The organism is Streptomyces sp. NPDC001904 (genome assembly GCF_040297005.1).
Taxonomy (GTDB): Bacteria; Actinomycetota; Actinomycetes; order Streptomycetales; family Streptomycetaceae; genus Streptomyces.
In genome coordinates, this window is record NZ_JBEOYI010000023.1 from 74,202 (window position 1) to 101,161 (window position 26,960).

A 26,960-nucleotide genomic window follows, 5' to 3' on the forward strand; every position below is an offset into this window, starting at 1 on the left:
AGTTGGCGGGCAAGGTAGCGCCCCCCCGGGCTGAGCTGGGCCGCTTCGCCAGTTCTCGGCTTCATCTCCCACTTGCGTGGTGCGCTGAGGCGATGGAGAGCTGGCTGCGAGTCGAACCTGCGGCGCCCGGGGCTCTGTGGTCGCACACGGCCGGGCTGCGCGACCTTGTCGCCCCGTGCGTGATCAATCCAGAGATCGAGGACGAGGCCGGGGCCCCGTCGCTGGATTGATCGATGGCCGCCGGGTCGGAGCACCGCGTGGCCGGCAGTCGATCGGCCCGGCCCTCGTCACGACGGGGCTCGAAGGGTACGAAGCCAAAGAGATCAAGCACTGAGCTGGGGTTCTCTGGGCTTGCGATGGTCTGCGGCATGCAGCGGTCTGACTGGCTGGGTGGTTTCACGTCGTCCGAATCGCGCATGATCGAATCTCTTCGGATTGATCGTGGGATGGTGTGGTGTGGGGGACTGGCGGACCGATCCGACGTTCGCGATGTGTCGGGCGCTGGTGGACGGGGCGGATCTGGCCTCGTTCGCGGGAGGCCCGTTCGACGTCCGGGCTGTCGTGGAGACCATCCGGCCCGGGACCTTCGAGGGAGCCGCTCTCGACGACCTTCCCTGGGGAAACTTCCCTCACGGGGAGAAGGCCCGGGAGGCCGTTCGCCTGCTGCACGCCAAGGACGAACCGGCCCGTAACTCGATGGGTGTCCTGATCGGCAGGTGCGCCGACGACAGCCGGGCCGCCGCCGCTCTCGCCGTCCCGTTCCTGATCCGGATCGCTACCGACCCCCACCATCGACACCGCACCGATGCCCTCCGCGGTCTCGCGGCCCCGGCCCGAGCCCGTCACTTCGGTGCCGCCTCCCGCGACGAACTCCTCCTTCACCGCTCCGGCCCCCAGCACGACGACTACGACGACTACGGCGTCGAGGTGACCGGCTACCCGGCGGGCTGGTCGGTGGCCGCCGCCCGAGCCGCGATCACTGCCGGAGCCCCCACGCTCCTGCCTCTCCTCGACGACTCCGACCCGGCCATGCGCATCGACGCCTCCTACGCGCTCGCCACCGCGGCCGACTCCGGGCATACGGTCCGAAGCGCCTTCGCCACCCGGTTCACAAAGGAGCAGGACCCCCTGGTCCGGGCCGCCTTGGTTCTCGCCACCGCAGAGACCACACGTTCTCACCCGCACCAGCCAGCCACCGCGTGGATCCGCGAGCTGTGGCAAGACCGGACACAGGCCCCCGAAGTCCGCCTTGCCGCCGCGATCAGCTGGCTCTGCCTCACCGACGAACCCGCTCTCGACGCCCTGCACACCACTGTCGACGCCTTGGCCACCGAAGAACGCGCCCGCGCCATGGACGTCCTGCCCTGGATGGCCGCCGCCGGTTGCGGTGAGCCGGGGCTCCTGCGCTGCGTCCGCCGCATGCTCCACCCCGACGAGCCCGAACCGTCCGACGACCCCTGGGCCTGACTGCCCGCAGCGACGAGCGGCCGGCTCTCGACCACGCCGCCCGCGCACCTGCCCGCGTTCTGTGCATCACAGTTGTCCGTCGGAGCCAACTAACGCGCACGGTCACACCAGGAGTCACCACGCGTTTACGCAGACCACAGGGCATCGCGGCGGCGCGGCGCGTGATCGGCCGGGCGGAGTAGTGCGCGTGCGGCCGCGGACCGGCAGGGGGGGGCGTGGGGCAGTGGAGCATCCGGTCGAGGTCGCACTGGCCGGGCAGGTCGCGGTCCTGCCCGAGGGTGAGGGCTGGTGGTACGAACCCAAGTTATGGACAGGGCTTGAAGCTGTCCGTGGTCCGCTGTGAGGCTCTTGAGTCAGATGACCTCTGGATTAGCCAGATCCCGGTATCAAGATCCCACGGGGCGATTTGAATAGAATTTTCCTATATTCAGAATCATGTGCGCTGACATCACTCCCTTCCGGATCGAGGTCCCGCAGGCTGACGTGGACGACCTGCACGATCGTCTGGCTCGTACTCGGTCGCCGTACCCGGTGCCCGGCGCCGATTCGGGCTGGGACCACGGCATCCCCCCGCACTACCTGCGCGAACTGGCTGCCCACTGGATGGACGGGTTCGACTGGCGGGCCCACGAGGCCAGGCTGAACGAGTACCCGCACTTCGTGACGGAGATCGACGGGCAGACAATCCACTTCCTGCACATCCGCTCGCCGGAGCCGGACGCCACCCCGCTCCTGCTGAACCACAGCTACCCGACCTCGTTCGTGGAGTTCCTGGAGGCCAGCGGCCCGCTCACCGATCCACGCGCGCACGGCGGGGATCCGGCAGACGCGTTCCATGTCGTGATCCCCTCGCTGCCCGGCTTCGCCTTCTCCAGCCCGCTCTCCGCGCGCGGCTGGAACCTGGAGCGCACCGCCCTGGCCTTCGGTGAGCTGATGACCCGGTTGGGCTATGAGCGGTTCGGGGTGGAGGGCGGCGATCTCGGTGCCGGTGTGACGGGCCGGGTGGTGATGCTGATGCCGGAGCGGGTGATCGGCGCGCACACTCACGGCGACCGGCTCCAGCTCGGCATGGCCGGCGAGGATCTCCCGGTGCCGGACGGGCTGAGCCCGGAGGAACAGGCCGGGCTCGAAGCGGCGCAGCGCCGGTGGTCGCAGATGAAGGGCTACAAGGTCCTGCACATGACTGCGCCCAACGCCCTGGCGGCGGGGCTGACCGACTCACCGGTGCTGCAGCTGGCGTGGATCGCGGAGAAGTTCGTGCAGTGGGCCAACCCCGCCACACCGATCAGCCGAGAGAATGTGCTGATCACAGCGAGCCTGTACTGGTTCACCCGCACAGGGCCCGCGGCAGGCGACTTCTACTGGGAGCTCGCCCACGCCGACAACCCCGGCTGGGGCGACCCTGCCGGCGTCCCCATGGCCTCCTCGCTGTTCTACAGCGACCCACTGGTCCGCAAGGTCCTCGGCCCCGCCGAGGACAGCGAGGTGTTCTTCCGCGAGCACCTCGAAGGCGGGCACTTTCCCGCCTTCGAGGTGCCCGACCTGTTCGTCGACGACATCCGGGCCTTCTTCAGAACGCTCCGCGACTAGTCCGCCGTGCTGCACGGTTCCTCGCCCCGCTGCACTGCCGCCGCAGGCAGCGGGCCCCTAGGCTGCGTTCGCCATGAGTAACAAGACCCGTCCGAAGATCAGTGACCGGCAGCGCCGCGCGATGCTGGTGCGTCGGCACCTGCTCGCCCCGTCCACGCGTGCGGCATCGGTGGAGCAGGTCGCCGAGGCGTTGGTGGGGCTGCATGCCACCGAACCGGCCACCGTGTTCCTGTCCGTGGCCGCGCGAATGAACGGTGCGACGCCGCAGACGGTGGAGCGGGCCTTGTACGAGGAGCGGAGCCTGGTGCGCATGCTGTGCATGCGCCGCACCGTGTTCGTGGTGCCCCGGGAGCTGGCGCCGGTCGTGGAGGCGGCTGCCGCCCGTACGGTCGCGGCTCGTGAACGCGCCGCCCTGGTCAAGGTGCTGGACGGGCAGCTCGGGCACGACGCGCGATGGCTGGCCGATGTCGAGAGCGAGGTCGAGGCGGCCCTGGCGGGGCTCGGTGAGGCTGATGCCACCCAGATCGCCGATGCCGTGCCCCGGCTCAAGGAGCAGAACACCATCTCGCCGGGCAAGACCTACGAGACCCGGCCCCGGATCAGCAACAAGGTGCTCACTGTGATGGCGGCCGAGGGCCGCCTGCGTCGTGGTCGCCCGCAGGGATCCTGGACCTCGGCGAAGTTCCGGTGGACCCTGGCCGAGCCCCACCCGCAGCTGCCGGCCGATCAGGCCCGAGTCGAACTCGCCACCCGCTACCTGTCGGCCTTCGGGCCGGTCACCCTCGACGACCTGAAGTGGTGGACCGGCTGGAACCTCACCCAGGCCCGCACCGCCCTGGCCGGCACCGCGGCCATCGAGATGGACCTGGAGGGCACCACCGGCCCTGGCTACGTCCTGCCCGGCGATCCGGTACTCGACATGACCGAGGACGACGACGCCGCCCTGGCGGTCAATCTGCTGCCCACACTGGACCCCACGGCGATGGGCTGGCGGGACCGGGGCTGGTATCTCGATCCGGCGCACGCATCCGAACTCTTCGACCGCAACGGCAACATCTGCCCGACCGTCTGGGCCGGCGGGCGCATCATCGGCGGCTGGAGACAGTGCGATGACGGACAGATCGTCACGGAACTCCTCACAGCCCCGGCAGAGCGCCGGGTGCGCGCAGCCCTCGTGGCCGAGGCGGACCGGCTCTCCGAGTTCCTCGGTGACGTCCGTGTCCGCCCTCACGTGCGCACCCCGCTCATGGACCGCCTGAACGCATAGCCTCGTGCCCGGGCTCGGCCGGCGGTGGTGGGTCAGGGGCGGTAGACCTTGCCGGGCTGCGGGGTGGCCGGCGACATCAGCTGGGGCACGGTGACGAAGGTGTATCCCTGTTTGCGCAGTTCCTTGATGATGCCGGGCACGGCGGGGATGGTTCCGGCGTAGCGTTCGTGCAGGAGGATGATCCCGTCGCGGTGGGTCTGGTCGAGAACCCGCTTGGTGATCAGGTCAGTGTCGGTGGTCGCGAAGTCCTTCGCGGTCACGCTCCACAGGATCTGGGACAGCCCGAACTTCTTGAGGATCTTCGACACGTCGTCGTTGGTGGTCCCGTGCGGCGGCCGCATCAGCCGCGGCGCCTTCCCGGTCGCCTTCTCGATGTCGTCCTGTACCGGCTCGATCTCTGCCCGGATCTGTTTCTCATCAAGTTTCGTCAGGTCTTTGTGCGACCAGGTGTGGTTGCCTATCTCGTGCCCTTCAGCTGCCATGCGGCGTATTGTCTGTGGATATTTCTCGGTGTGCCCCTTTCCCTGCAGGAAGAAAGTCGCGTGGACTTTCTCCTTTTTCAGGACGTCGAGGAGTTTCGGTGTGGGGGCGCTGGGGCCGCCGTCGAAGGTGAGGGCCACACACTTGGCCTTGGAGCAGTCGACGGGACGACCGTGGTGCGCGGCGTCGGTGGCCTTGTTCCGGGCATCGGCCGGGGAGATGACACCGGTGAGGGTGCTGCATGCGGACAGGGTGAGAGCCAGAGCGGCAGCCGCACCGGCGGCGACAGTGGAGCGCTTCATCGGCCGGCTCACCGGCCCGTCTCGTCGGCCGCGGCATACAGGGACTGCAGGCCGCGATGGAGGGCGAGGGCGAAGGCCGCACATCCCACCACCAGCAGAATCAGCTGAGCGAGCGCGGGTCCGAAGAAGGCGTCACGGAACACCGTGTGGGAGATCAGGCCGGTCATCCGGGAGGCCAGAGGGAGGCCTCCCGCCACGGCCAGGACGCCGATGACGGCAGCAGCACCGGCCAGCAGGGCATTCAGAGAATTCGGCTTGCGATTCATTGTCGTTTCCCTTTGAAGGAGTGAATAACTTCAACAGGGAACACGCTACGAATCACGCGGCATGCTTTTCTTCGGCACAAAGTAGGCGAAGCGAGGGTGGCGAAAGATGGACTCCCTGGCCGCTCTCATACTTTGGTATAGAGATACGCGGTATCGGAGCCGGTGGTGACGGGCAGCCTTTTGGGCCCCGTACGCTAGGACGTTATGGAATGGGGAAAGACACTGCGGCCAGGGCGGATAGCCGACCTGGCGATCGCGGTCGGCAGCGCGGCGCTGTGCGTGACCGTCAGCTTCGCGCAGAGCCACGGCCTGGGCGTCTACCCGCGCTTGGCCTCACCCCAGCTGCCCACACTCAGCGTGGACGGCATCGCCCCCTGGCCGGTTGCGGCCTTCGTCCACTACGGCACACTCGCCGTGGCCGGCAGCGCACTGCTGTGCTGGCGGCGCCGGTGGCCGATCGCCATCGCCGTCATCCTGATCGTCGCCTCGACGCTCGTCTCGCTGATCCCCGCCGCACTCGTCGCGCTGTTCACCGTCGCCACCCAGTGCTCGGCCCGCACCACCGCAGCGGTGAGTGCGCTGGCTCTACTGCCGCTGCCGCTCTACCTCGCCGTCGCGGTGCCGCCGTCCGCGCTCGCCCTGGCCACCACGGTCACCGGCGGTGTTCTGGTGGCCGCCGCGGTCATCTGGGGCCTGTTCCTGCGCGGCCTGCACGAACGCAGCGAACACAGCCGCGCCCAGGCTTTGTGGCGGGCCGAGCAGATCCGCCAGCGCGAACGCGAAGCCCTGGCCCGGGAGATGCACGACGTCCTCGCCCACCGCCTGTCCCTGCTGAGCGTGCACGCCGGCGCCCTCGAAGTGAACCAGCAGGCCACCCCCCAGCAGGTCTCCGAGGCCATGGGCGTCATCCGCACCAGCGCCCACCAGGCGATGGAGGACCTCCAGCAGGTCCTCGGCGTACTGCGCACCCCGCTCCAGCCCCAGGAACACAGCCCCGAACCGCCGCAGCCCACCCTCGCCGACCTGCCCCGTCTCCTGGCCGAGTCCCGTCGTACCGGGATGCACATCGACCTCGCCCAGCGCCTCGACGACGGGTCGGCGGTCCCGGACACCACCGCCCGCACCGCCTACCGGATCGTGCAGGAAGCCCTCACCAACGCCCACAAGCACGCCCCCGCGCAACCCGTCCGCATCGACCTGCGCGGCACACCCGGAACAGGACTGACCGTGGAGATCACCAACCCCATGCCCGCCACGGGCAGGCCCCTCATGCCCGGCAGCGGGAGCGGCCTGTCCGGCCTCACCGAGCGCACCGCCCTGGTCGGCGGCACCCTCACCGCCGGCCGACGCGGTCAGAGCCATCACGTCCGCGCCGACCTGCCGTGGCCCGCATGATCCGCGTCCTGCTCGTCGACGACGACGCCCTGGTCCGCGCCGGACTGCGCCTGATGCTCGCCTCAGCCAACGACATCACCGTCGTCGCGGAAGCCCAAGACGGCACCGAGGTCACCGACCTGGTCGCACACCATCAGCCCGACCTGGTGCTCATGGACATCCGCATGCCCGGCATGGACGGCCTGGAAGCCACCCGGCTCCTGCGCGCCCGACCGGGCGCCCCCGAGATCGTCATGCTCACCACGTTCACCACCGACGGATACGTCCTGAAGGCCCTGCAGGCCGGAGCGGCCGGATTCCTCCTCAAGCACACCCCGCCCCACCAGATCATCGACGCCGTACGCCGGGCCGCGACGGGCGAACCGGTCATGTCGCCCGACGCCCTCGGCCAGCTCATCACCGCCGCCACCGCAAGCACCCCGCGCCAGCCCGCACCGGCCGCCCTCACACACGCCGACGCCCAGCAGCAACTCGACCAGCTCGGCGCCCGGGAACGAGAAGTCGCCCTCGCCGTCAGCCAGGGCAGGACCAACGCCGAAATCGCCGCAGAGCTCTACATGAGCGTGCCCACCGTCAAATCCCACATCTCCCACATCCTGGCCCGTCTCGAACTCAACAACCGCGTCCAGATCGCCCTCCTCGTCTACCGCGCCGGACGCCTCTAACCCGGCACGTCGGCCGGGTGCGATCTGCGCCGGGCTTGCCGGCCCGCTCGACAAGCCGTCTTCCGTCGTGCGCTCTAGCATCGTGATGATCCGCGTTGTCCCAGGTCACGGCGGCACGACAGGTGTGGAAGGCGAGGAGTGCCATGGCCCGGCAGGACGCAGCCCCGTTCACCGTTGCGGTCCCCGACGAGGTGATCGCCGACCTGCAGGAGCGCCTGCGGCGCACCCGGTGGACGGACACGGTCGCCGAGGGATGGCAGTACGGCAGCGACATCACCTACCTCAAGGAGCTGCGCGACTACTGGGCCGACAGCTTCGACTGGCGCAAGCAGGAAGCCCGCCTGAACCAGCTCGACCACTTCCGCACCGAGATCGACGGCATCGGCATCCACTTCCTGCACCAGCGCTCGGCGAACCCCGACGCCACCGCCCTGGTGCTCCTGCACGGCTGGCCCAGCTCGTTCCTGCAGATGCTGCCCATCCTGCCGCTGCTTGAGGACTTCCACGTCGTGGTCCCCTCGCTGCTGGGCTTCGGCGCCGTTCGACCTGGACGTGCGCGATCATCTTGCGGCGTGCGAGCGGGTCCACTGGGGGCGCACCCTTCTGCGCGGTGCGCGGGCCGGTCGGACGGTGGCCGGATCAACGGGTGGTCAAAGGCGCCGCGCAGGACCGTCGTTGGGTTCTCGTGCGGGCCGTCGTCCTGGTAGGAGTAACGCCGGCCCGCTCAGGGGTCGGCGATGTTGTGATAGCCGCGCTCCTCCCAGAATCCGGGGCGGTCCTGCGGCATGTGCTCGATGCCGCGCAGCCACTTGGGCCCCTTGTACTCGCCACCTGCTCGGCCACGAGATGAAACGGCGTCCGCTGATGATGTCCGGTCCGGTGCTGCCCGTGGTGCGGCGCGTCATGGAGATCACCGGCACGGACCTCGCTCTCCCGCTCGCGTCCGACCGGAACGAGGCGATCGCGAGGCTGCGGAGCGCGAACTCCGCCTAACAGCACGAAAGAACGAACAAGGAAGGACGGGAACCCTTCGGCTGCCCGCCCTCTTCCTGTTTCCCGGCTCGCCCGGCGCGGTTCAGACCGTCAAGTCGTTCTCCGCCAGCAGACCCCTGCGCAGCTTGGCCACGAGGCGGCTAAGCAGGCGCGAGACATGCATCTGTGAACAGCCGATCTCTTCCGCGATCTGCTGCTGCGTGCGCTCCTCCACGAACCGGAGGTGTACCAGAAGCCTTTCCCGGTCGTCGAGACCGGCGATCAGCGGGGCCAGCGCATGGAAATTCTCGACGAGCTCGAAGCGCTCGTCCTCCCGCCCGACGAAGGCGGCCAGAAGGGTGTCGGACTCATCCGCGCCCGCGCTGACGGTCGCGTCCAGGGACACGGAGTTGTAGCCGTTGGCCGCCTGCTGCGCCTCGGCGACCTCGGCCGGGTCGAGTTGCATGAGCTCGGCCAGTTCCCGGGTGGTCGGCAGGCGGCCCAGCCGGCTCTGCAACTCCTCGGTGGCCTGGGACAGCTCGACACGGGCCTCCTGGAGCCGACGCGGCACGTGCACGGCCCAGGAGGTATCACGGAAGAAGCGCTTGATCTCGCCGACGATGTAAGGGACGGCGAAAGAGGTGAACTCGACCTCGCGGGACAGGTCGAACCGGTCGATCGCCTTGATCAGCCCAATGGTCCCGACCTGCACGATGTCCTCACGCTGTTCGTCCCCCCGGTACTTGAACCGCGAGGCCGCGTACTGCACCAACGAAAGGTTCATCTCGATCAGGGTGTTCCTGGCGTACTGATGTGCGCGCGTGCCTTCTTCGAGCACGGAGAGACGCTCGAAGAAATGAGCGCCCAGCTCCCGGGCGTCACGGGGCGCTATGGACATCGGGTCCGCGTAGGCCCGTTCCACCAGCCCTGCGTCGACTGTTCGCCGCTCCGCCTGCTGCACCGTCGTGCCGGACATAGATGTGGCCTCAATTCCTTCACCGAATAGACACAAAATCTCCCCGCCCGGGCCAGGTACCCCTGGCTCGGGCACGTATACGTGCGCGCTTCACCCGCGGCCGACCACCGGGTCTCCTTCCGGATCCGATGCGGTACGCGGCCGTTCTCGGGGTACGGGATTCCGGTCACGCGGCGAACGCGGCAACGCGTCATTCAGGGAGGCAATATGCGGGTCGAGGCGTCGGTCACCACCGGCAAGGGGCACGGGTTGCCGTTCGATGTGCTGATCCACGGCGCGCCCCCCCGGGCTGGACCGGACGGGTGCGCGGACGATCGACGAGGCGCGACGTCTGGTGGCGCAGATGACCGAGCTATCCAGGCAGGCCCCGGCCGGGTCCGTCATGGTGGACCTCGTAGCCGGCGACTCCACGGTGGCCCGGGCCCTTCAGGAGAACAGAGTGGGCGGGGGCGGATCCTTCGATCCGGAGGCGGCCCACAGGAGACACCGGCGTGGCGAATACCGGGCCGCGAGCTGACCGCGCTTCAGACCTGCGCCGCGAGGGGGAGCGACAGTGCGGCCGTAACGGTCTTGCCCCACGCATCCGTGGTGATCTGGAGACGCGAGCACAGCCGCCGCGCCATCGCCCAGCCGTAACACCCCGGCTGACCCGCCTCGTTGTCCAGCGAGCGGGGACGGTCACCACTTCTGTCGCTGACCCGGAACTGCAGCTCGTCGCTGTTCAGCCGGATGCTGAAGCGGGTCACCCCGCCCGCGTGCTGAAGCGCGTTCGCTATCAGTTCGCTGACCACGAGCAAGGCGTCGTCGCGCAGGCGCCGGGCCTCGGGCAGGGGAAGGCCGCAGCAGACCTCCATCAGCACCGAGCGGACCTGGGACCTGGCATCGGCGCTGCTGATCCCGGGCTGCTCCGTCGCATCCGCAAATCTCATGACGGCCTCGCTCTCTTCCTCGTACGGGCTCGATGGCGACCGAAGGTCGTGTGCTCCTCCCCGGTTGCCCCACATCACCGGCCACACACGCCCCCGCCCGGGTCCGACGGCTCCGGGGCGCCGTGCCGGAATGCCCGTGATGCCGGAGAGACGCATGCATGCGATCGGGCCGGGCACTGGGGTCGCGAACCGTCGTCCGGGCGCCCAGCCCACGAACAGATTGGCAGAAGCGCATGCTTCTCGCGCATCCCGCGGTCCTGACCCGGCTCCTGGAGCAGTACGCGACGCTGCTCGCGCTGAACGCGCAGGAAGGCTCCCCCGAGGCTCAGCGCCGCATGGAGGACATCGCCTACACACTGTGCGTGACCACCGGCACCCGGGACATCGACAGCGCTCTCGTCGCCGCGCGCCATCAGCTCCCCGGCGCCCGTCCCGAGGACGACTCCGTCCTGGGCGACACCGCGCAGCGGGTCCCGGGCGACAGCGTCAAGGACGCCGAGGCCGACATCGTTCCCGCCTCCGTCGCGACCGCCGCGGAACCAGACGCGCTGACCCGGCCGGAGACCACGTCGGCGGCCTGAGCCGGCGAGCGCCGCGGGTTCGAGCGCTCGCGCCCGTGTCAGGAGCGCGAGCGCGGCACGGGCAGAGGCATGAACGCGTCCCCCGCCCCGCGATAAGTGCCGTCGACGCCTCCGGAGACCTACTGGCTCCCGTCGCCGCTGCACGGCAGCGACTGCATGTGGTGCGGCATCATGCACGAGAGCGGGCAGGCGGCCGCCGGGTTCCAGCAGGAAGCGGAAGCGGGCGCGGCCCCCGGGGCCCAGGCATGACGTTCGGCATCACGGCGGCACGAGGATTTCCGGGCGGGCGCACGGGGGCCGACGCTGGTGTGCGAAGGTACGGGCCATGACTTCAGGCAGAAGCGACACCCGCGTTGAGCAGCACGGAAGCGTCACCGCGGTGATGCTCTCCGGCGAGGCGGACCTGCACAACCTCGCAGAGGTCGTCGAGGCGTTCGCCCAGGCTCTGCACGACCCGCACACCAAGGCCACCGTGATCGACCTGTCGGCCCTCACCTTCGCTGACAGCGTGCTCCTCAACCAGCTCCTCAGGGCGCAGACCGATCATCGAGCCGAGAGCAGGCCGCTGCGGATCGCCGGACCTCTGCACCCCGGCGTCGAACGGCTGCTCCAGATCACGGGGGCCGACGAGATCCTCGGCGTCGCGGCGGATCTCGCGACCGCCCTGCGCGAATTCGGCGCCGAGTCCCGGTGACGGCCCGGCCCGCCCGGCACCCCGGGCTCCGCCCGTGTGCCGCGGCCCGGGGCGGGCACGCTGGACGGACACACCGTTCGGACGGAACGGAACGAACGAGACCGACAGTGCAGAAAGGGGCCGGGATGGCGAGCCCGCCCGAACACGGGACCATGAGCCTGACCTGCCCCGAAGCACGCAGTTACGTCAGAGCGGTGCTTCAGCCGCTGTGCGACACGCTCCCCGAGCAGCAGGCCGCCCTGCTGCAACAGGACGCCTGTCTGATCACCAGCGAACTGGTCACGAACGCGATGCTTCACGCGGGGGGCGTCAGGGACTTCGAGGCCCGCGTCGAGGGGCAGGTGCTGATCATCCGTGTCGGAGACCACAGCCCCACGCCGCCGACGCCGCGAACACCCGTGCCCGCGGTGCCGGGCGGACACGGCTGGCTTGTCGTCCGGCGGCTCAGCACCGACCTCTCGGTCGAACCCGACGCACGCGGCAAGACCGTTCGCGTCACCCTCGACGCCTCCCGCATGGCCGGCTGAGCCCTGCCCGGCTCCACGGGTCCGTGAACCGTCCGACCGGAGAATCCGGCATGCGTGTCCTCGCCGCGAAGGGGTACCGAAGCATTGTGCTGCAGCCCGGAGAGCTTGTGGTCTTCCTGGGGGACCGGAAAGAAGGGCTCGTATGTCCGCGTCGCTGTTGGAGACCGTTGATCTCAACGCGCCGGTCCCCGTCGCCTGGGAGCTGTGGAGCGACGTCTCCCGTTGGCCCGCCTTCCTGAGCCATGTCCGGCTCGTGGAACGGCTGGACGAGCGCCGGTTCGCCTGGCAGCTCGAACTGCCGGGCGCCGACAAGAACTTCGTCGCGGAACTGACCGAGGTCGTCGCGGAGGACCGGAACGCGTGGCGCACCGTCGAGGGCGTGGAGCACGCCAGGGTCGTCACCTTCCACCGGCTCAGCGCGACCACGAGCGGGGTCACGCTCCAGATCGAGTACGACCCCAAGGGGTTCCTTGAGCGCCTCGGGGCGCTGACCAACCTCGATTCCACCCTGGCCAACTACGACCTCGGTGAGTTCCAGAAGCTGGCCGAGACGGCGGCACGGGGGCGGCGGTCCGGCTGAGCCGAACGCGCGCGAAAAGCACTTCCCAGGATCGGCCCTGGGCAGGAGATGTCCCGATATCGAGAGTGCTGGCCGGACGTCTGTTCCTATGGCGTATCCTCACCCGGCATTGACCGTTTGATCGACCAGTCTGAAGGGCCGACGTGACCAGTGAGATAGGGGCGCAGCGCCTCCACGAACTCCTGACGGGGCAGCGTGACGAGTTCCAGGCGAAGTGGGTTCGCTCGGTGGCCACGACGTTGCGCGGACGACTGAGCGAGGCCGAGCTCCACCGCGAGCTCGGAGACCTCTACGACGCGCTGACCGGCGCGATCGAGGCGGGCGGTCTGGCCGGCCGGGGGGATGCCTTCGGCGAGGTGCGCAGCCTGCTCGTGGAACTCTCGCGCAACCGGGCGCGCCAGGGATTCACGCCCACCGAAACGGCTGTCAGCGTGTTCGCACTCAAGGCCGTCCTCGAGCCCAGCCTCACCGGTGACGATACGGCCGTCGGCTCCTATCTGGCGTTGACCCGGCTCCTGGACGATCTCGGTCTCTTCACCGTGGAGGAGCACGCCCGCACGCGCGAGGAGATCATCTCCTCGCAGGCCGAACAGCTTCTGGAGCTGTCGACGCCCGTGGTGAAGCTGTGGGAGGGCGTCGTCGGCGTGCCGTTGGTCGGCACGCTCGACTCCGCGCGCACCCAGGTCGTCATGGAGAAGTTGCTCCAGGCCCTGGTGGACTCGAACTCCACACAGGCCATCATCGACATCACCGGTGTCCCCACGGTGGACACCCAGGTCGCTCAGCATCTGCTGAAGACCGTGGTCGCCGCCCGCATGATGGGTGCCACCTGCACCATCTCCGGAGTTCGCCCGCAGATCGCGCAGACGCTGGTGGCGCTCGGCGTGGAATTCGGGGACATCCCCACCAAGGCCACGCTGGCCGACGCGCTGCGCCTCGCACTGACCGACGCCGACCGTCAGCGCCGTCTGCTGGCGGAGGGCACGCTGTGAGCGACCGCGTTCCGATCATGAAGATCGGCGATGTCCTGCTGGTGTCGATCCAGACGGATCTGGAAGACCAGACGGTCCTCGACCTCCAGGAGGACCTGTCCGAGCGGATCGTCGCCGCCGGCGCCCGCGGCGTGATCATCGACATCTCCGCCGTGGAGATCGTCGACTCGTTCGTCGGCCGCATGCTGGCAACCATCGCCTCGATCTCCCGGATACTGGGCGCCACGACGATCGTCTGCGGGATGCGTCCGGCCGTCGCCATCACCCTCGTGGAGCTGGGACTCTCGCTCAACGGCGTCCGCACCGCGCTCAACCTCGAACAGGGCCTCGCGCTGCTGCGCGGCTCGCGACCCGAGCCCGGCGTACGGCCGTGAACGACCGCGGGGCCGACTCCGCCCCGACCGAGACGGTCACCGTCGTCCGCAACGCCGACGTGGTCGCGGCCCGTCAGCTCGTGCGCACCATGGCACAGCAGGCGGGCCTGTCCCTGGTGCACCAGACGAAGCTGGTTACCGCCGCGAGCGAGCTCGGGCGCAACATGCTCCTCTACGGGCACGGCGGCGTCATCCGTGTCCGCGTCACCGCGAAGGACAGTCGAACCGGTGTCTGGGTGGAGTTCCGCGACGAGGGCCCCGGCATCGAGAACGTGGAACTGGCCCTCACCGACGGTTGGACCTCCGGCGGCGGCATGGGCCTGGGACTGAGCGGTGCCCGGCGCCTCGTCGACGAGTTCGACCTGGAGACCGGCCCCCGGGGCACCACCGTGAGCGTGGTCAAGTGGAACCGGTGAGCAGCGCCTCGGTGACCGAACCCGAGGACGTGGTCTGGCTGCGCGCCGGCGACGCACTGGCCGCTTCGGCGCGCCGCGAGGCAGCGGCACTCGCCCGCCGCATCGGATTCACCGACCGCCGGATCGCCGACGTGTCGCTGGCCGTGACCGAGATCGCGACGAATCTCGTACGGCACGCCGAGGACGGTGCGATCGTCCTGCGACCCAGCCGGAGCGACGGCCGCGTCGAGTTGGAGTGCTTGTGCCTTGACACGGGCCCCGGCATGGCCGACGTGGCCGGCGCCGTCCGCGACGGGCACTCCAGCACCGGCACCCTCGGAATCGGCCTGGGCGCCATAGAGCGCCTCGCCGACACCTTCGACCTGCACTCCCTGCCCGGACGCGGCACGGCCCTGCTCGCGCGGTTCCGCGCGGAACGGCCCCGCGCCGCCAGCGCCGACGAGTGGGGCTCGCGCCCCGCGACCGCCGGACTGACCCGCCCGATCAGCGGCGAGACCGTCTGCGGCGACACCTGGGCGGTACGCGCCGCCGCTCCGGCCGACGAGCAGGAGCCCGGCCCCCTCACGGTCCTCATGTGCGACGGACTCGGCCACGGACCGCTCGCCGCCCGCGTCAGCGACCGCGCACGCCAGATCTTCCGCGAGACGACGGCCGAACACCCCCGCGACATCGTCTCCCAACTGCACGAGGGACTGCGCGGCACCCGGGGCGCCGCCCTGGCCGTGGCCCAGGTCGACCTGCGCGCCGGACAGGTGACCCTGTGCGGGATCGGCAACATCAGCGCCTTCGTCGTGGAGCACGACCGGCGCTCGGCGCTGCTGTCGCATCCCGGCATCGTAGGGGTGCAGATGCCCTCGGCACGCACCTACTCGGCCGACCTGACACCGGGGTCCGCCCTGGTCATGCACTCCGACGGGCTGAACCAGCGCTGGTCACCGACCGACCTGCCGGGACTCCTCACCCGCCACCCGTCGGTGATCGCCGGACAGATCCTCAACCAGGCGGGCCTGCGTCGCGACGACGCGGGGATCGTCGTGGTCCCAGCGGCGCACCGATGAACGGGGCACCGGTGGCGTACGAGCTGTACGCCACCGCCCTGGAGGACCAGAGGTCCGTGCTGATGCTGCGCCGGTGCCTCCAAGCCATGTGCCGGGCCGCCGGGGTCCGCGGGCAGGATCTGGTGCGGATGGTGACCGTGCTCAGCGAGGCCGGCCAGGATCTGCTGCGGACGCCCGGACTGAGTGGCCGTCTGGGCCTGGCGGTCGTGGGCCACGGGATACGCGTCGAGGCACGGCTGGCCTGGACCGAACCGCGGTCGCTCTCCCCGCGGATCACGGCAGCCGCCGGCCGGCTGCTGGACGTGGTGACGCCCGACCCGGACGGCCGGGGCGTGCTCTTCGCCCAGCGGACGCCCCTCGCGGCCGACCGCCCGGACGAGGCGGCGGCCGCCTGCCGGACCGCCCTGCACACCGTCGACGGCGTCGACCTGGAGGAGGTGCTGCGGCTGCAGAACCGGAACCTTCTGGCGTCCCTGGACGAATCCCGCGGCCAGCAGGAGGAGCTGACCCGGCTCAACGCCGAGCTGGAGGAGACCAACAGCGGCGTCGTGGCCATGTACTCCGAGCTGGCCCGCGAACTGGAGGAGACCAACACCGGCGTCGTCGCCCTGTACGCGGAACTGGAGGACAAGTCCCGTCAGCTGAGGCTCGCGTCGCAGAGCAAGACCCGGTTCTGGGCCAACGTCAGCCACGAGCTGCGCTCGCCCATCAACTCGGTGATCGCCCTGGCCCGGCTGCTGCTCGCCCCCGACTCGCAGGAACTGACCCCCGAGCAGCGTCAGCAGATCACGATGATCTCGGCGTCGGGCACCACCATGCTCGCCCTCGTGGAGGAGCTGCTGGACGTGGCCAAGGCGGAGTCGGGCCGACTCGACCCGCACTACGCGCCGGTCGACCTGCGTACACTCCACCACCTGCTGAGGGGCACGATGCAGGGCATGGCACGCGAGGGCGTGCTGCTGCGCATCGACGACCCCCCGGGGGAGTGGGCCCTGGTCACCGACGAGGTGATCCTCACCCGCGTCCTGCGCAACGTCCTGTCCAACGCACTGAAGTTCACCGAGCACGGCGAGGTCGGCCTCACGTTCTCCCGGGAACGCCGCGAGGACCGGGACTGGTGCGTCTGGACCGTCCACGACACCGGCGTGGGCATCCCCGAGGACCAACTGGAGAAGGTCTTCGAGGAGTTCTATCAGGTACGGGGTGTGCACCAGCGCGGCAGAGGGGGCACAGGGCTCGGCCTGCCCTACGCCCGCCGGCTGACCGGCATCCTCGGCGGCCGCCTCACCCTGACGAGCCGGCCCGGCCACGGCACCCGGGCGACGGTGGAACTGCCCGTTCTGCCACCCGCGCAGACCCCTGCCGTCCCCTCGCCGCCGCTCCCGATCGCCTCGCTGGTGATCGTGGACGACGACCCGGCGTCCCTGGCCTCACTGCGTCCCGCTCTGCGTGAACTGGCCCGGGACCACACGGAGGTGACCGACAGCGGGCAGGCCCTGGAGACGATCCGGCGGATACGCCCCGACGCCGTGCTCCTCGACCTGATGATGCCGTCCCCGGACGGCTACGCGCTGCTGTCGGCACTGGACGCCGACCCCGGCACCCGGAGCCTGCCCGTCGCGGTGCTCTCCTCGGCCGATCTCGCGGAGGTCGACCGGGCACGACTGCGCGGCCGCACCGTCCTGCCCAAGTCCCGGGCCACCGCCGCCGCGCTGGCCGCCGCACTGTTCCCCGGCACCGCCGCCGGCGAGGGCGACCCCGGTTCCGGTCCCGGCCCGGAGGCCGAACCCGGGAAGGACACCTCCCGGCCATGACGCACTCCGCATCCGACGGAGGCCCTGCCCTCGTCCTGGTCGTCGACGACAACCCCATCACCCGCTACGTCCTGAGCACCACCCTGCGCCGGGCCGGTCACGAGACCCTGGAGGCGGAGGACGGCACGCAGGCCCTGGAGGTGCTCCGGCACTCGCCGCGGATCCCGGACGCCGCCATCATCGACGTACAGCTCCCGGACATGACCGGCTTCGAGGTGTGCGAGCGTGTCAAGGCCTCACCGCGCACGGCCTGGGTGCCGGTCGTGCACATCTCCGCGACCGCGGTCTCCGTCCACGACCGCACCCAGGGCCTGAACCGGGGTGCCGACGCCTACCTCACCGAGCCCGTCGCCCCCGACGAGCTGATCGCCACCCTCTCGGCGACCCTGCGCTACACCCGGGCCCGCCGCCGCGCCGAGACGCTCGCCGAGCGCCTGCACCAGCTGCACCGGACCACTCTCTCCCTCTACAGCGCGCCCGACGCCCAGCACCTGGCCGACGCGGCGGCCGTCGGCGCGGCCGCGGTCCTCGACCGGCCGGCCGTCGTCCGGCTCACCGCACCCGACGGCACCGTGTACACCCGTCGCCACCCGGACGTCCCCGGGTCCGACGCGACGGCCCTCGACACCGTGGCGGCCGCGCTCAAGGGCAGCGGTGTCCACGTGATGCCCCACACGTCGCCCGGGGACGGCGGCCGACACCTACTGGCGGCCGCCCGCACCAAGAACGGGCGTCCTCCCACCTGCATCGCCGTGCCCGTCGCGCAGCCGCACACCACAACGGACGGCGAGGAGCAGGACGCGGAACTCCTCGCACAGGTCACCCACACCACGGCCCTCGCGCTGGAGACCCTGCGCACCTACAGCGAGGAGCACAACCTCGCTCTGACCCTCCAGCGCTCCTTCCTCCCCGAGAAGCTGCCCGACACGCCCCGCGCCCGGCTCGCGGTCCGCTACCTGCCTGCGAGCGAACACGCCGAGATCGGCGGGGACTTCTACGAGGCCCTGACCACGCCGGCCGGCGTCATGGTCGCCGTCGGTGACGTCGCGGGGCACTCGCTGGAAGCAGCGATGGTCATGGGCCAGATCCGGCACGGCCTGCGCGCGTACGCGCTGGAGGGCCATCCTCCGCACGTGATTCTGGAGCGCCTAGATCTGCTCCTGCGGACCGTGGCCCGCGGCGCGACGCTCACCCTGTGCATCATGCTCCTCGAAGAGCGGGCCTGCGTGCTCCACATTGCCAACGCCGGGCATCTGCCGCCGCTGCTGCTGCGAGGGGACGCCGACGAGACCTACCTCCGTGATCACGGCCCGCTGCTGGGGCTCGGCCTGCCGCAGCCGCCGACCACCCGCGTCACCGTCACCGAGGGAGACGTCCTGATGATGATCACGGACGGTCTCGTCGAACGGCGCGACGAGGACATCGACACCTCGCTGTCCCGTCTCTCGGCGATCGCGGCGAAGGGCCCCCGTGCCCCCGAGGACATGTGTGAGCATCTCCTCAGGAACCTGCCTCCGGACGGCCGCGACGACATCGCGCTCATGGTCGTCTCGGTGGGCCCGACGGCACCCGTGGACTAGGGCCTGTTGTGAAAGTGCTGCACGTAGATGCGGTTCCACGAGGTCTCTGCGACTCTGGATGTATGCCTCGACGCATCATGTTTGTGCAGCTCAAGACGGGTTACGACACCGATCGGGGCCCCTCGTGGATCGGTTGGGTGGACTTCTCCAAGACCTGGAGCACCGCGTACTTCCATGGACGCACCCTGCGCCGGGGAGAGAGGATGTTCGACGCCAACTTCTACGACGTTGAGACTGACGAGGAGTTCTGGGTCTCCGGCCCGAAGCGGGACCGCACTGACAACCGCTATGGCCCCTCCGGTCCCGAGATCGAGCCAGACGCCGCGGATGCCTATCGCGCCTTCCTGGCCGGCTCACCCTTGCCCGGCCGAGAAAATGGCTAGCGTCCGGCGAGAAAGTGCTGATCAGAGCCATTCGTTGAGGACCGCGACCAGCACGGTCGCCTCGTAGCGGACGGCGAGCTTGTCGTACCGCGTGGCCACGGCCCGGTGGCGTTTGAGTCGGTTGATACCGCACTCAACCGCGTGGCGCTCGCGGTAGTCGGACTTGTCGAACTTCGGCGGCCGACCCCCGCGGGCGCCGAGCTTCTGTCGGTTGCGAACACGGTCCGCAGGGACTGGGACCGTCGCCTTGATGCCGCTTCGGCGCAGGAAGGAGCGGTTCCGGCGAGAGTCGTACGCCTTGTCCGCTCGCACACGGTCCGGTCGAATACGCGGCCGCCCCTGCCCCAGCCTCGGCACCCGGATCGCTTCCAGAACTCTTTCGAACTGCGGGGAGTCACCCCACTGACCGGGCGTGATCACCACCGACAGCGGCTTCTGCCCTTGCTCGATCGCCAGGTGGATCTTGCTGGTCAGCCCACCTCGGGACCGACCGAGCCCGTGGTTGGTCGGCTCGACAAAGACCCCGCCGGGCGACTCCTTCTGGAGATCCCCCTTTTGGCCGCCCCGGCGGCATGCTGATGGGCCCGGCAAACCGTCGAGTCGACGCTCACGTCCCAGGTGATCAGGCCCTTCGCATCCGCCTCGGCCTGGAGTTGGGTGACCAGCCCTGCCCAGGTACCGTCTCGCTGCCAGCGCCGGAACAGGTCGTAGGCCCGGTCCCATGGGCCGTAGCGTTCTGGCACATCACGCCAGGGAGCGCCGGTTCGGGTCCGCCACCGTATGCCGTTTATCAGCTGCCGCCGCGTCCACACCGGCGGACGACCCGACTTGATGCCTCGCGGCAACAGCGGCTCAAGCCGGGCCCACTGGCCGTTCGTCAGATCTCCACGCCCCACGGATGTGATCATTCACGACCAAGATCGACTTTCGCAACAGGCCCTAGGCGACTCGCAGGTGCTGCTCGACGTAGGTTCACCGCTGCCGCCCGACAACGCCTGGGTAGAGATCAGTGTCGAAGCAGACCAGGTGGCGCTGTACCCCCACGATTAGGTGGTGAAGCCGCCTTCCACGATGGCGGCGCTGGAGGAGAAGTACTGCTAGATGCTGGGGCGAGCCAGTCCTGCGCGCGCGGTGACCGCGGCCGGCGTCACTGCGGCGGCTCCCTGTTCGGCGAGGATACGGCCCCCGCATCTCGCGGGCGTGCGGCGAAGGGTGCCGTCGGGACGACCGGCGGCCGGGATCCGGCCGAGCGCGGCGGCTTGGGGAGCGAGGCCCCGGTGATCCCCTCCACGCGGAAGAGGGGATCACCGAGGCCCGCTGGCACGCGGCCGGATGCGGGGTTCGAGGACTGCAACCGGCCGGTGGTGGACGGCACCCACCGTCTTGACCACTGCAACGACCATGTGGCGTTGGTGTCACGTTCGACCGCTCAGTGGATTAACGCCCAACGAAGACGGGTCCCGGCAGTGACGGCGCCGAGCCCCAGCGGCATCACGAGAGCAGCGTGAATAGCCCAGGCGACACCCATGGCGCGGAACTGCAGCCACGTCAGCCCAAGCGCCGCCACCAGACCTACCCCCGCCGCCCACCGGCCAGTTGCAACGCCCCATCGTCAGCTGCCGTCCCGCTCTGGCCGGGCTCAGCGGTGGGGGTGGCCCTGTTCCGGGTCGTCGTCCGGGGTCTGCCAGCCTGTCCCGTGCTGCGCCTCGTCGCGCACGGGGCCGGTGGTGCTCTGGGCGTTGGGGGTGGGGAGCTGGCGGTGGGCGTCGCGGCGCCTGCCGGTGAAGAACATGGCGATCAGGCCGAGGATGATGAGGACGCCGACGAAGGAGGGCGGGCCCGGTGGAAGCGGCGAGGACAGCGGTATGGCTGTGAGTCTGCATCCGGATCATGTACCCCGCCGACGGCCAGCTGGATCAGAAGAGGTGTCGGCGGCCATACGATGCGCGCGTGAATGGTCATCGCCGCCCCCTCGGCACCGGCCCCAAGGCCTTCATACTGGCCGCGCAGGCGGACCTCCTGCCCCAGATGCCCGGTGTTGTTCTGCCGGATATCGATGAGCTGCGTGCCCGCGGCGTGATCGGCAGCCTGCGGACAACTGTTCCTGCTGGACGGCGCAGGCACAGCGGCGCAGGAGAGGTGCCGCAGATCGGGGAAGCCGGCTGAGGCGAAAAAGCTGCTGGCTCGTTCGGCCTTTCCCTGAGTCAGGCCACCGCGCCCCTCTCGTCTCTGGCCCAACCTGAGAGCGCGCGCTGCCCGGTACGGGGGCGAAGTCCGGGTCAGCACGCGCCGTCTGTGGTGGGCCGGGCGGCGCCAGTTCCCCTTGCCCTTCTCCCTTGGCGTTGCCCGGCCGGCTGACGATGAGCGGCCGCGAGGAGGGCTGTGAAGGCATCGTGGCCAAGCGCGCTGCCAGCACATACGGGCCGGAGAGACGGTGGCGCAAGATCCGGCACAGCGAGGTCGTCGACGCTCACGTCGTCGGATTCACCGGCACCCCGGCCCGCCCGCAGCATCTGGCCGTGCGCCTGCCCGCCGGACGCATCGCCCTCACCCAGACCCTCGACACCCGACTGACCGCACAGATTGCCCCGCACCTTCGACAAGGCGCCCACGACGAGGAATCCGACAGGAAGGTGACCGCGGCGGGCGAGCCGTACAGGCCGGTGCCGACGGACCTCATTGTGGAGGTCGCCGCGGGCACCACCCGCGACGCCGTGGTGACGCTCATCCGCACCCGCTGACAAACCGGGGGACTGTTCACCTCTGGAGACAGCCCGGTGAACAGGCCGCCCTCTGTTACGCCACGGGAATGACGGGTCCGGGGCGCCGGTGTGCAGAGCGGTCGTGCCGCGTCGGCAGGAGTGCGTGAATTTGGTGGGCGGCGCGGGTGAAGCGGACGACCTGTTCCCCGGGCGGGAATTGCTCACCGGCGCGGATGCACAGCAGCAGCAGGGTGCGGTGCAGGCGCGGCAGCACGTCTACAGGCAGGGGAACGGCCGCGCGGCCGCCGTAGGCGTCGTGGGCCTCGCGCAGCAGGGCTTGCAGTTCACGTGAGGTGGTGCACTCTTTCGTGAGCCCGTACTCCAGGAGCCGGCAGACCTCCAGGACGAGCAAGGTCTGGACGGGCACGAGGCGTGAGTTGCTGGTCATGGGTTACCAATTGGGCCGTGGTGGCGGGGACGGCAAGCGGAGATGAGCGAAGCCGAAGCCGACCGCCGATCGCAGCTGTCCTGTCTCAGCGAAGGCCGGGCAGTCTCAGAGCTCCCGGTCATCTGTAGGCGGTCCTCAGGAGTATGCGCAGGGGCGGGGAGTGCGCACGTGGACGGTGTGATCGGGCGCACGCCAGCGCCTGGTCGGCATTGAGTCTGCGCTCTCCACGGCCCCATACGCCCCTTTCGTCTCATTGCATGCCGTTGTAGCGTCATTGCGTTCCGCTGTCGCATGCGTCCTGGTCTGTGCCTCGGCGCCCGGCGGAGCCTCGACCGCCGAGCGGCTGCCGCGCCCCACACCGCGGCCTGCGTTTCGACGATGCGCCTTCCAGGCGCTGTTCGCGCCAGCGGTCTCACAACGACAAGCTCACCTGCACGTCCGTAGGAGATCCATGCATCCCCCCACAACCCTCTCCGGCCGCTTCCTTCGCCGCGCGGCCAACGACCCGTCCCTGATCGCCGTACGAGGCCCGGGAACCAGCGACGCCGTGTCCTACGGCGACCTCGCCCAGCGTGCCCAGGCGGTGTGCGACATCGTCCTGGCCCACGACGTGGCACCCGGCGGTGTCGTGGGGCTGTGCGCCCCGCCCTCCTCCGATTTCCTGGCCGGGCTCCTCGGTATCCTGCAGGCCGGGTGCGTCTGGCTGCCTCTCGATCCCCAACTGCCCCCGGCCCGACGCGAGGCCATGGTGGCCGATGCAGATGCAGCCCTGCTGCTCACCGGCCCCCAGGGCTGGAACGCCCGGAAGACCGGGCTGCCCGAAGCCGATCTGGTGTCCGCCTGCCGAGAGCGATGTCGCAGCACCACGACCCCCACACCACGCACCGCGCCGGACGACGTCGCCTACGTTCTGTTCACCTCCGGATCGACCGGACACCCCAAAGGCGTGCGCGGTATCAACCGCGGCGTTCTCAACGTCCTGGACGACATCCAGGAAAAGGCGGAACTCCGCCCCGCCGACCGCTGCGCCTGGTGGTGCAACCCGTCCTTCGACGTGTCGATCTACGAGTGCTTCTCGGCGCTGCTGCAGGGCTGCGAACTTCTCATCCCCGACCCCGCCCTGCGCGCCGACGCCGACGCCTACACCAGGTGGCTGGCGGCCCAATCCGTCTGCGGCGCCTACGTTCCGGGCTTCATGCTGCCCGCGCTGCTGCAACGAGCACAGTCCCACGGCACCGGTCCCCAGCTTGCGCTCACCCGGCTGCTCGTCGGCGTCGAACCGATCGCCGCGGACGTCCTGACCAATCTCACCACCGCCCTTCCTGCGCTGCGCATCCTCAACGGCTACGGCCCCACCGAGGCGTCGATCTGCGCCACCCTGCATCTCGTCGACGCGCAGAACACCCCGCAGCACGCGGTCGCCCCCATCGGCCGGCCGGTCCGGGGGATCGTGGCCGACGTCCTGGACGAAGACGGCGACCCGGTCCGCCCGGGCGAAGTGGGCGAGCTGCACCTCGGCGGTGCCAACGTGGTCCCCGGCTACCTGGATCCGGACCTGACGGCCGACCGCTTCTGGTACCGCGCAGCACCGCAAGGGCAGGAACGTTCCCGCCGCTACCGCACCGGCGACCTGGTCCGCGAACTCCCGGGCCGGGACCTGATGTTCGTCGGGCGGGCGGACGACCAGGTCAAGATCCGCGGACACCGGGTCGAGCCCGAAGAAGTCCGCAAAGCCCTGCTCACACACCCCGACGTCGTCGATGCCGCCGTCACCGTATGGGAGCGCACTGCGGACGACCGCCGCCTGGTCGCGCACGTGGTGGCACGTGCCGACAGCGCAGTGGACACCGCCGGCCTGCGTGAGCACCTCGCGTCCAAGCTGCCCCCGGCCATGGTCCCCTCCCACATCACCTTCCTCGACCGGCTGCCACGCACGGCGAACGGAAAGGTCGACCGCGACGCCCTGGCCACCCCCGACCACTGGCAGGACCCCGCGTCCTGCGACGAGGCGTCAGCAGACGACCCGGTGGCCGCCTGCCTGGCCGACGTGCTCGGACTGCCCGGCCTGGGAGCCGACGACGACTTCTTCCTGGCCGGCGGACACTCCCTGACCGCGGTGACCGCCGCAGCCCGCCTTGCCGAACAGCTGGACCTTCCCCTGCCCAGCCACACCCTGTACGTGGCCTCCACACCACGGCGCCTGCACGAACTGGAGCAGTGGATCAGGGCGGGCGGTGACGTCGGCTCCTTCACTGCCGAGGAACCGGCCGCCGAACAGTACGACCTGACCGGACTGCAGGTCAGTGACACCCCGCCACCGGCCGGCCCCGCACGCCGCATTCTCCTGACCGGGGCGACCGGATACGTCGGCGTCCACCTGCTCGCCGAACTCCAGCGCTCCACCACCGCCCACATCACCTGCCTGGTCCGCGCCGGCGACCGGCACAGCGCCGAAGCCCGCGTCCGCGACAACCTGGCCCGCCGGCACCTGCCCGACGACCTCACACCCGACCGGGTCGCATTCCTGCCGGGAGACCTCGCCGCACCCCGACTGGGCCTCGACGAGCAGGACTTCCGGGCCCTCGCCCACGACGTGGACCACATCTTCCACACTGCGGCCCTCGTGGACCAGGTCGCCCCGGCAACCGTGCTGCGCGGCGCCAACATCGACGGCACCCGCACCCTCATCGAACTGGCCGCGACCGGGCAGTTGTCCTGGCTGCACCACATCTCGACCATGAGCGTCTACTGGCCCCGCGGACACGACACCCCTCAGGGGATCACCGAACAGACCGACACCGGCCCGCTCGACCGTCTCCTCAACGGCTACGCCCACACCAAGCTCCACGCCGAGCACCTCGCCACGAGCGCCGCCGCAGCCGGGGTGCCCGTCACCATCCACCGCCTCGGCTCCGTCACCGGCCACACCGTTCACGCAGGCGGCGACACCGACACCTTCCTCTACCGCGACGTCATCGGCTGCATCCAGATGGGCCGCACCGCAGCCCTCGACTACAACCTCATGCTCACCCCCGTCGACTTCGCCACCACAGCCGTACGCGCACTGGCCCTCAACGCCCGCCGCTCGGGCGAGGCGTACAACATCACCCTCCCCGGCGCCTACCGCTGGTCACAGCTCGTCGAACGCCTCGCCCACCGCGGCTACCCGCTCGACGTCCTGCCCTACGAAAAGTGGGTCGCCGCTCTCCACGACGACATCGCACAACATCACGACAACGCACTGGCCCCGCTCCTGCCCCTGCTCAGCAGGCGAACCGCCCAAGGCCCCTTCCACACCGAAGACCACTACACCCCCGTCCCCAGCTCCAACCACCACACCCTCCAACGCCTCGCAGACCTCGGTATCGCACCACCCCCCACCGGCCACTCCGTAGCCGACGCCTGCATCACAGACCTCCAGCAACAAGGGAAAATCCCCTCGCTGGCACGCCCCTTCACCGCTTCGCCGTCCGCTGACACCACGCTTTACAAGCGGGACGACACGGCCACGCAGTAGCGGTCAGGCCAGGACGCATCGTGCTCGCGCCACCGACGGCCCACCTTGGACTCAGGTCAGAGCGCAGTCGACACGGACCTCACCCCTCCGTCCGCCGTATTCGAGCGGGGTTCAGCCAATCGGGCCCGGACGCTGGGGTGTGCGCGTTAGCGTCGCTCACGGCACCAGAGCGGGGAGGTCACGGTGGGTCGTGCGGTTGTGAACATGGCGCTGCTCCAGCGGATCGCGGACGCGCAGCACCTACCGATCGGCTGGGTGAGCACGGTTGAGGGCCTCGACGAGCGCACGGCGGGCCCGTTGATCCGGCTGGGCCTGCTGCGCGAAGCGTCCGGCGAGGACCGTGCGGAGCTGTCCGCGCGAGCGGGCCGGCCGGTCCGCTGGGCGGTGCAGGTCACCGCCGACGGCGCCGACGTCCTGCTGTACGCGCGCCAGCGGGCTGCGCCGGTGATCTCCGAGCCGCCGGAGCCCGGTCTGCAGAAGGTCGCCCTGAGCAGAGTGGACCTGGACGTTCTGGAGCGGGTCGTAGCCCTCGGCGCGAAGCTGCGGGAACAGCCCGCACCTGGCCTGGCCCGAGCGGTCGAGACAGCCCGGTTCGACCCGCCCTCCAGTAAGTGGATCATGTACATCGATGGCGAGCAGATGAAGTCCATCGCCCGGGCCTTCTTTCTGGAGCGGCACGGAGGAGCGTCCGCCGCGGCCGCGAACCGCTTCGGCCGCACCTACGACGTCGTCCACCCGCCGCAGAGCACCTGACGAGCGCTCAGGGCAGGTGCTCCGGCGATCGGTCCCTAGGGCCTGCCGCTTGGATCGGCCGGTCGTTGGACCGGGTGTGCCCGCACCTTCCTCTGGTCTGCCCGGTGATCCAAACGAAACTGCAGAGTGCCAGGTCGGTGCGAGGCTGGGACACGGTGCGGGCGCCGTCGGGGGTCGGTGTCGGCCGGCGTGGCTGAGCGGGACCGGTGGCCGGCATTGCGACCTCAGCGGC

At 69.9% G+C, this 26,960-nt stretch carries 29 protein-coding genes and 3 pseudogenes; 23 read left to right on the forward strand and 9 right to left on the reverse strand.

Going from position 1 to position 26,960, the window contains the following annotated elements:
• The first annotated feature begins 456 nt into the window (after window positions 1-456).
• The 3 genes from ABT127_RS29815 to ABT127_RS29825 all read left to right on the forward strand — a co-directional run bounded on the left by ABT127_RS29815 (window position 457) and on the right by ABT127_RS29825 (window position 4,324).
• Window positions 457-1,467, forward strand: a complete 1,011-nt coding sequence (locus ABT127_RS29815) for a HEAT repeat domain-containing protein (protein ID WP_351456548.1) — start codon at window positions 457-459, stop codon at window positions 1,465-1,467.
• A gap of 435 nt (window positions 1,468-1,902) precedes the next feature.
• Window positions 1,903-3,057, forward strand: coding sequence for an epoxide hydrolase family protein (locus tag ABT127_RS29820; protein ID WP_351456551.1), 1,155 nt, complete (start codon window positions 1,903-1,905; stop codon window positions 3,055-3,057).
• A 73-nt stretch (window positions 3,058-3,130) separates the two neighbouring features.
• Complete coding sequence (locus tag ABT127_RS29825; protein WP_351456553.1) at window positions 3,131-4,324, forward strand: winged helix DNA-binding domain-containing protein; 1,194 nt, start codon at window positions 3,131-3,133, stop codon at window positions 4,322-4,324.
• 32 nt (window positions 4,325-4,356) lie between these two features.
• Here ABT127_RS29825 and ABT127_RS29830 read toward each other — a convergent pair whose 3' ends face one another.
• Together ABT127_RS29830 and ABT127_RS29835 are read right to left on the reverse strand one after the other, a co-directional pair.
• Window positions 4,357-5,106, reverse strand: a complete 750-nt coding sequence (locus ABT127_RS29830) for a polysaccharide deacetylase family protein (protein ID WP_351456556.1) — start codon at window positions 5,104-5,106, stop codon at window positions 4,357-4,359.
• A gap of 8 nt (window positions 5,107-5,114) precedes the next feature.
• The gene (locus ABT127_RS29835) at window positions 5,115-5,372 is read right to left on the reverse strand and encodes a hypothetical protein (RefSeq protein WP_351456559.1); all 258 of its coding nucleotides are present in this window, start codon (window positions 5,370-5,372) and stop codon (window positions 5,115-5,117) included.
• 204 nt (window positions 5,373-5,576) lie between these two features.
• Between ABT127_RS29835 and ABT127_RS29840 the strand changes: the two genes are divergently transcribed.
• From ABT127_RS29840 to ABT127_RS29850, 3 genes are all read left to right on the forward strand, one after another.
• A complete protein-coding gene (locus tag ABT127_RS29840) occupies window positions 5,577-6,767 on the forward strand; it encodes a sensor histidine kinase (RefSeq protein ID WP_351456562.1) in 1,191 nt (396 codons plus the stop codon).
• A complete protein-coding gene (locus tag ABT127_RS29845; protein ID WP_351456565.1) occupies window positions 6,764-7,432 on the forward strand; it encodes a response regulator in 669 nt (222 codons plus the stop codon). Before ABT127_RS29840 ends, ABT127_RS29845 begins: the two co-directional genes overlap by 4 nt.
• 143 nt (window positions 7,433-7,575) lie before the next feature.
• On the forward strand, window positions 7,576-8,139 hold the full coding sequence (locus tag ABT127_RS29850; RefSeq protein ID WP_351456567.1) for an epoxide hydrolase N-terminal domain-containing protein: 564 nt from the start codon (window positions 7,576-7,578) through the stop codon (window positions 8,137-8,139).
• A 17-nt stretch (window positions 8,140-8,156) separates the two neighbouring features.
• On the opposite strand, the pseudogene ABT127_RS29855 reads toward ABT127_RS29850, so the two are convergent.
• Window positions 8,157-8,255, reverse strand: a pseudogene (locus ABT127_RS29855) (sulfite oxidase-like oxidoreductase); the annotation flags it as partial.
• Window positions 8,256-8,296: 41 nt separating this feature from the next.
• Here ABT127_RS29855 and ABT127_RS29860 point away from each other — a divergent pair.
• A complete protein-coding gene (locus ABT127_RS29860; protein ID WP_351456570.1) occupies window positions 8,297-8,425 on the forward strand; it encodes a hypothetical protein in 129 nt (42 codons plus the stop codon).
• 82 nt (window positions 8,426-8,507) lie between these two features.
• Here the strand turns inward: ABT127_RS29860 and ABT127_RS29865 are convergent, their stop codons facing one another.
• Both ABT127_RS29865 and ABT127_RS29870 read right to left on the reverse strand, forming a co-directional pair.
• On the reverse strand, window positions 8,508-9,380 hold the full coding sequence (locus ABT127_RS29865) for a SigB/SigF/SigG family RNA polymerase sigma factor (RefSeq protein WP_502971803.1): 873 nt from the start codon (window positions 9,378-9,380) through the stop codon (window positions 8,508-8,510).
• A 524-nt stretch (window positions 9,381-9,904) separates the two neighbouring features.
• On the reverse strand, window positions 9,905-10,309 hold the full coding sequence (locus ABT127_RS29870) for an ATP-binding protein (RefSeq protein WP_351456573.1): 405 nt from the start codon (window positions 10,307-10,309) through the stop codon (window positions 9,905-9,907).
• Between the two features lie 233 nt (window positions 10,310-10,542).
• Here ABT127_RS29870 and ABT127_RS29875 point away from each other — a divergent pair.
• From ABT127_RS29875 to ABT127_RS29930, 12 genes and pseudogenes are all read left to right on the forward strand, one after another.
• A pseudogene (locus ABT127_RS29875) lies at window positions 10,543-10,761 on the forward strand (DUF5133 domain-containing protein); the annotation flags it as partial.
• Between the two features lie 225 nt (window positions 10,762-10,986).
• Window positions 10,987-11,139: a hypothetical protein gene (locus ABT127_RS29880; RefSeq protein ID WP_351456575.1), complete on the forward strand. Its 153-nt coding sequence runs from the start codon at window positions 10,987-10,989 to the stop codon at window positions 11,137-11,139.
• Window positions 11,140-11,215: 76 nt separating this feature from the next.
• Window positions 11,216-11,584: an STAS domain-containing protein gene (locus ABT127_RS29885; RefSeq protein WP_351456578.1), complete on the forward strand. Its 369-nt coding sequence runs from the start codon at window positions 11,216-11,218 to the stop codon at window positions 11,582-11,584.
• Window positions 11,585-11,709: 125 nt separating this feature from the next.
• Window positions 11,710-12,111: an ATP-binding protein gene (locus tag ABT127_RS29890; RefSeq protein ID WP_351456581.1), complete on the forward strand. Its 402-nt coding sequence runs from the start codon at window positions 11,710-11,712 to the stop codon at window positions 12,109-12,111.
• 142 nt (window positions 12,112-12,253) lie between these two features.
• Window positions 12,254-12,691 carry an SRPBCC family protein gene (locus tag ABT127_RS29895; protein ID WP_351456584.1) on the forward strand — a complete coding sequence of 146 codons (438 nt, stop codon included), beginning with the start codon at window positions 12,254-12,256 and terminating at the stop codon, window positions 12,689-12,691.
• Window positions 12,692-12,834: 143 nt separating this feature from the next.
• Window positions 12,835-13,683, forward strand: a complete 849-nt coding sequence (locus ABT127_RS29900; protein WP_351456587.1) for an STAS domain-containing protein — start codon at window positions 12,835-12,837, stop codon at window positions 13,681-13,683.
• Entirely contained in the window at window positions 13,680-14,057 is a 378-nt protein-coding gene (locus ABT127_RS29905) for an STAS domain-containing protein (protein WP_351456590.1), read from the forward strand. The genes ABT127_RS29900 and ABT127_RS29905 overlap by 4 nt, the downstream gene beginning before the upstream one ends.
• Complete coding sequence (locus tag ABT127_RS29910) at window positions 14,054-14,473, forward strand: ATP-binding protein (protein WP_502971804.1); 420 nt, start codon at window positions 14,054-14,056, stop codon at window positions 14,471-14,473. The genes ABT127_RS29905 and ABT127_RS29910 overlap by 4 nt, the downstream gene beginning before the upstream one ends.
• The gene (locus ABT127_RS29915; RefSeq protein WP_351456593.1) at window positions 14,461-15,531 is read left to right on the forward strand and encodes an ATP-binding SpoIIE family protein phosphatase; all 1,071 of its coding nucleotides are present in this window, start codon (window positions 14,461-14,463) and stop codon (window positions 15,529-15,531) included. The genes ABT127_RS29910 and ABT127_RS29915 overlap by 13 nt, the downstream gene beginning before the upstream one ends.
• Window positions 15,528-17,345, forward strand: coding sequence for an ATP-binding response regulator (locus ABT127_RS29920; protein WP_351456596.1), 1,818 nt, complete (start codon window positions 15,528-15,530; stop codon window positions 17,343-17,345). Before ABT127_RS29915 ends, ABT127_RS29920 begins: the two co-directional genes overlap by 4 nt.
• Window positions 17,342-18,925: a SpoIIE family protein phosphatase gene (locus ABT127_RS29925; RefSeq protein WP_351456599.1), complete on the forward strand. Its 1,584-nt coding sequence runs from the start codon at window positions 17,342-17,344 to the stop codon at window positions 18,923-18,925. Before ABT127_RS29920 ends, ABT127_RS29925 begins: the two co-directional genes overlap by 4 nt.
• 62 nt (window positions 18,926-18,987) lie before the next feature.
• Window positions 18,988-19,308, forward strand: a complete 321-nt coding sequence (locus tag ABT127_RS29930) for a hypothetical protein (RefSeq protein ID WP_351456600.1) — start codon at window positions 18,988-18,990, stop codon at window positions 19,306-19,308.
• Between the two features lie 21 nt (window positions 19,309-19,329).
• On the opposite strand, the gene ABT127_RS29935 is transcribed toward ABT127_RS29930, so the two are convergent.
• The 3 genes and pseudogenes from ABT127_RS29935 to ABT127_RS29945 all read right to left on the reverse strand — a co-directional run bounded on the left by ABT127_RS29935 (window position 19,330) and on the right by ABT127_RS29945 (window position 21,100).
• Window positions 19,330-20,204 (reverse strand): IS5 family transposase gene (locus ABT127_RS29935; RefSeq protein WP_351456736.1). Its coding sequence is split into 2 segments (ribosomal slippage): window positions 19,330-19,811 and window positions 19,811-20,204, totalling 876 coding nucleotides; the frame shifts between segments, so codons are not numbered across the junction.
• A gap of 204 nt (window positions 20,205-20,408) precedes the next feature.
• Window positions 20,409-20,486: pseudogene (locus tag ABT127_RS29940) on the reverse strand (TetR/AcrR family transcriptional regulator); the annotation flags it as partial.
• A 461-nt stretch (window positions 20,487-20,947) separates the two neighbouring features.
• Window positions 20,948-21,100: a hypothetical protein gene (locus tag ABT127_RS29945; protein WP_351456603.1), complete on the reverse strand. Its 153-nt coding sequence runs from the start codon at window positions 21,098-21,100 to the stop codon at window positions 20,948-20,950.
• Window positions 21,101-21,258: 158 nt separating this feature from the next.
• Here ABT127_RS29945 and ABT127_RS29950 point away from each other — a divergent pair, with 158 nt between their 5' ends.
• Window positions 21,259-21,474 carry a hypothetical protein gene (locus tag ABT127_RS29950; protein ID WP_351456605.1) on the forward strand — a complete coding sequence of 72 codons (216 nt, stop codon included), beginning with the start codon at window positions 21,259-21,261 and terminating at the stop codon, window positions 21,472-21,474.
• Between the two features lie 170 nt (window positions 21,475-21,644).
• Window positions 21,645-22,049, forward strand: a complete 405-nt coding sequence (locus ABT127_RS29955; protein ID WP_351456607.1) for a hypothetical protein — start codon at window positions 21,645-21,647, stop codon at window positions 22,047-22,049.
• A gap of 55 nt (window positions 22,050-22,104) precedes the next feature.
• Here the strand turns inward: ABT127_RS29955 and ABT127_RS29960 are convergent, their stop codons facing one another.
• The gene (locus tag ABT127_RS29960; RefSeq protein WP_351456610.1) at window positions 22,105-22,458 is read right to left on the reverse strand and encodes a hypothetical protein; all 354 of its coding nucleotides are present in this window, start codon (window positions 22,456-22,458) and stop codon (window positions 22,105-22,107) included.
• Between the two features lie 451 nt (window positions 22,459-22,909).
• Here ABT127_RS29960 and ABT127_RS29965 point away from each other — a divergent pair, with 451 nt between their 5' ends.
• Entirely contained in the window at window positions 22,910-25,975 is a 3,066-nt protein-coding gene (locus tag ABT127_RS29965; protein WP_351456612.1) for a non-ribosomal peptide synthetase, read from the forward strand.
• A 183-nt stretch (window positions 25,976-26,158) separates the two neighbouring features.
• Window positions 26,159-26,728 carry a DUF6417 family protein gene (locus ABT127_RS29970; protein ID WP_351456614.1) on the forward strand — a complete coding sequence of 190 codons (570 nt, stop codon included), beginning with the start codon at window positions 26,159-26,161 and terminating at the stop codon, window positions 26,726-26,728.
• Window positions 26,729-26,960 lie beyond the last annotated feature (232 nt).

Bases quoted from the DNA above. Each gene is read 5' to 3' on its own strand.
- ABT127_RS29820 (WP_351456551.1), top strand. From the start codon at position 1,903: ATGTGCGCTGACATCACTCCCTTCCGGATCGAGGTCCCGCAGGCTGAC.
- ABT127_RS29825 (WP_351456553.1), top strand. From the start codon at position 3,131: ATGAGTAACAAGACCCGTCCGAAGATCAGTGACCGGCAGCGCCGCGCG.
- ABT127_RS29830 (WP_351456556.1), bottom strand. From the start codon at position 5,106: ATGAAGCGCTCCACTGTCGCCGCCGGTGCGGCTGCCGCTCTGGCTCTC.
- ABT127_RS29835 (WP_351456559.1), bottom strand. From the start codon at position 5,372: ATGAATCGCAAGCCGAATTCTCTGAATGCCCTGCTGGCCGGTGCTGCT.
- ABT127_RS29840 (WP_351456562.1), top strand. From the start codon at position 5,577: ATGGAATGGGGAAAGACACTGCGGCCAGGGCGGATAGCCGACCTGGCG.
- ABT127_RS29845 (WP_351456565.1), top strand. From the start codon at position 6,764: ATGATCCGCGTCCTGCTCGTCGACGACGACGCCCTGGTCCGCGCCGGA.
- ABT127_RS29850 (WP_351456567.1), top strand. From the start codon at position 7,576: ATGGCCCGGCAGGACGCAGCCCCGTTCACCGTTGCGGTCCCCGACGAG.
- ABT127_RS29860 (WP_351456570.1), top strand. From the start codon at position 8,297: ATGATGTCCGGTCCGGTGCTGCCCGTGGTGCGGCGCGTCATGGAGATC.
- ABT127_RS29865 (WP_502971803.1), bottom strand. From the start codon at position 9,380: ATGTCCGGCACGACGGTGCAGCAGGCGGAGCGGCGAACAGTCGACGCA.
- ABT127_RS29870 (WP_351456573.1), bottom strand. From the start codon at position 10,309: ATGAGATTTGCGGATGCGACGGAGCAGCCCGGGATCAGCAGCGCCGAT.
- ABT127_RS29885 (WP_351456578.1), top strand. From the start codon at position 11,216: ATGACTTCAGGCAGAAGCGACACCCGCGTTGAGCAGCACGGAAGCGTC.
- ABT127_RS29890 (WP_351456581.1), top strand. From the start codon at position 11,710: ATGGCGAGCCCGCCCGAACACGGGACCATGAGCCTGACCTGCCCCGAA.
- ABT127_RS29895 (WP_351456584.1), top strand. From the start codon at position 12,254: ATGTCCGCGTCGCTGTTGGAGACCGTTGATCTCAACGCGCCGGTCCCC.
- ABT127_RS29920 (WP_351456596.1), top strand. From the start codon at position 15,528: ATGAACGGGGCACCGGTGGCGTACGAGCTGTACGCCACCGCCCTGGAG.
- ABT127_RS29925 (WP_351456599.1), top strand. From the start codon at position 17,342: ATGACGCACTCCGCATCCGACGGAGGCCCTGCCCTCGTCCTGGTCGTC.
- ABT127_RS29930 (WP_351456600.1), top strand. From the start codon at position 18,988: ATGCCTCGACGCATCATGTTTGTGCAGCTCAAGACGGGTTACGACACC.
- ABT127_RS29945 (WP_351456603.1), bottom strand. From the start codon at position 21,100: ATGTTCTTCACCGGCAGGCGCCGCGACGCCCACCGCCAGCTCCCCACC.
- ABT127_RS29960 (WP_351456610.1), bottom strand. From the start codon at position 22,458: ATGACCAGCAACTCACGCCTCGTGCCCGTCCAGACCTTGCTCGTCCTG.
- ABT127_RS29965 (WP_351456612.1), top strand. From the start codon at position 22,910: ATGCATCCCCCCACAACCCTCTCCGGCCGCTTCCTTCGCCGCGCGGCC.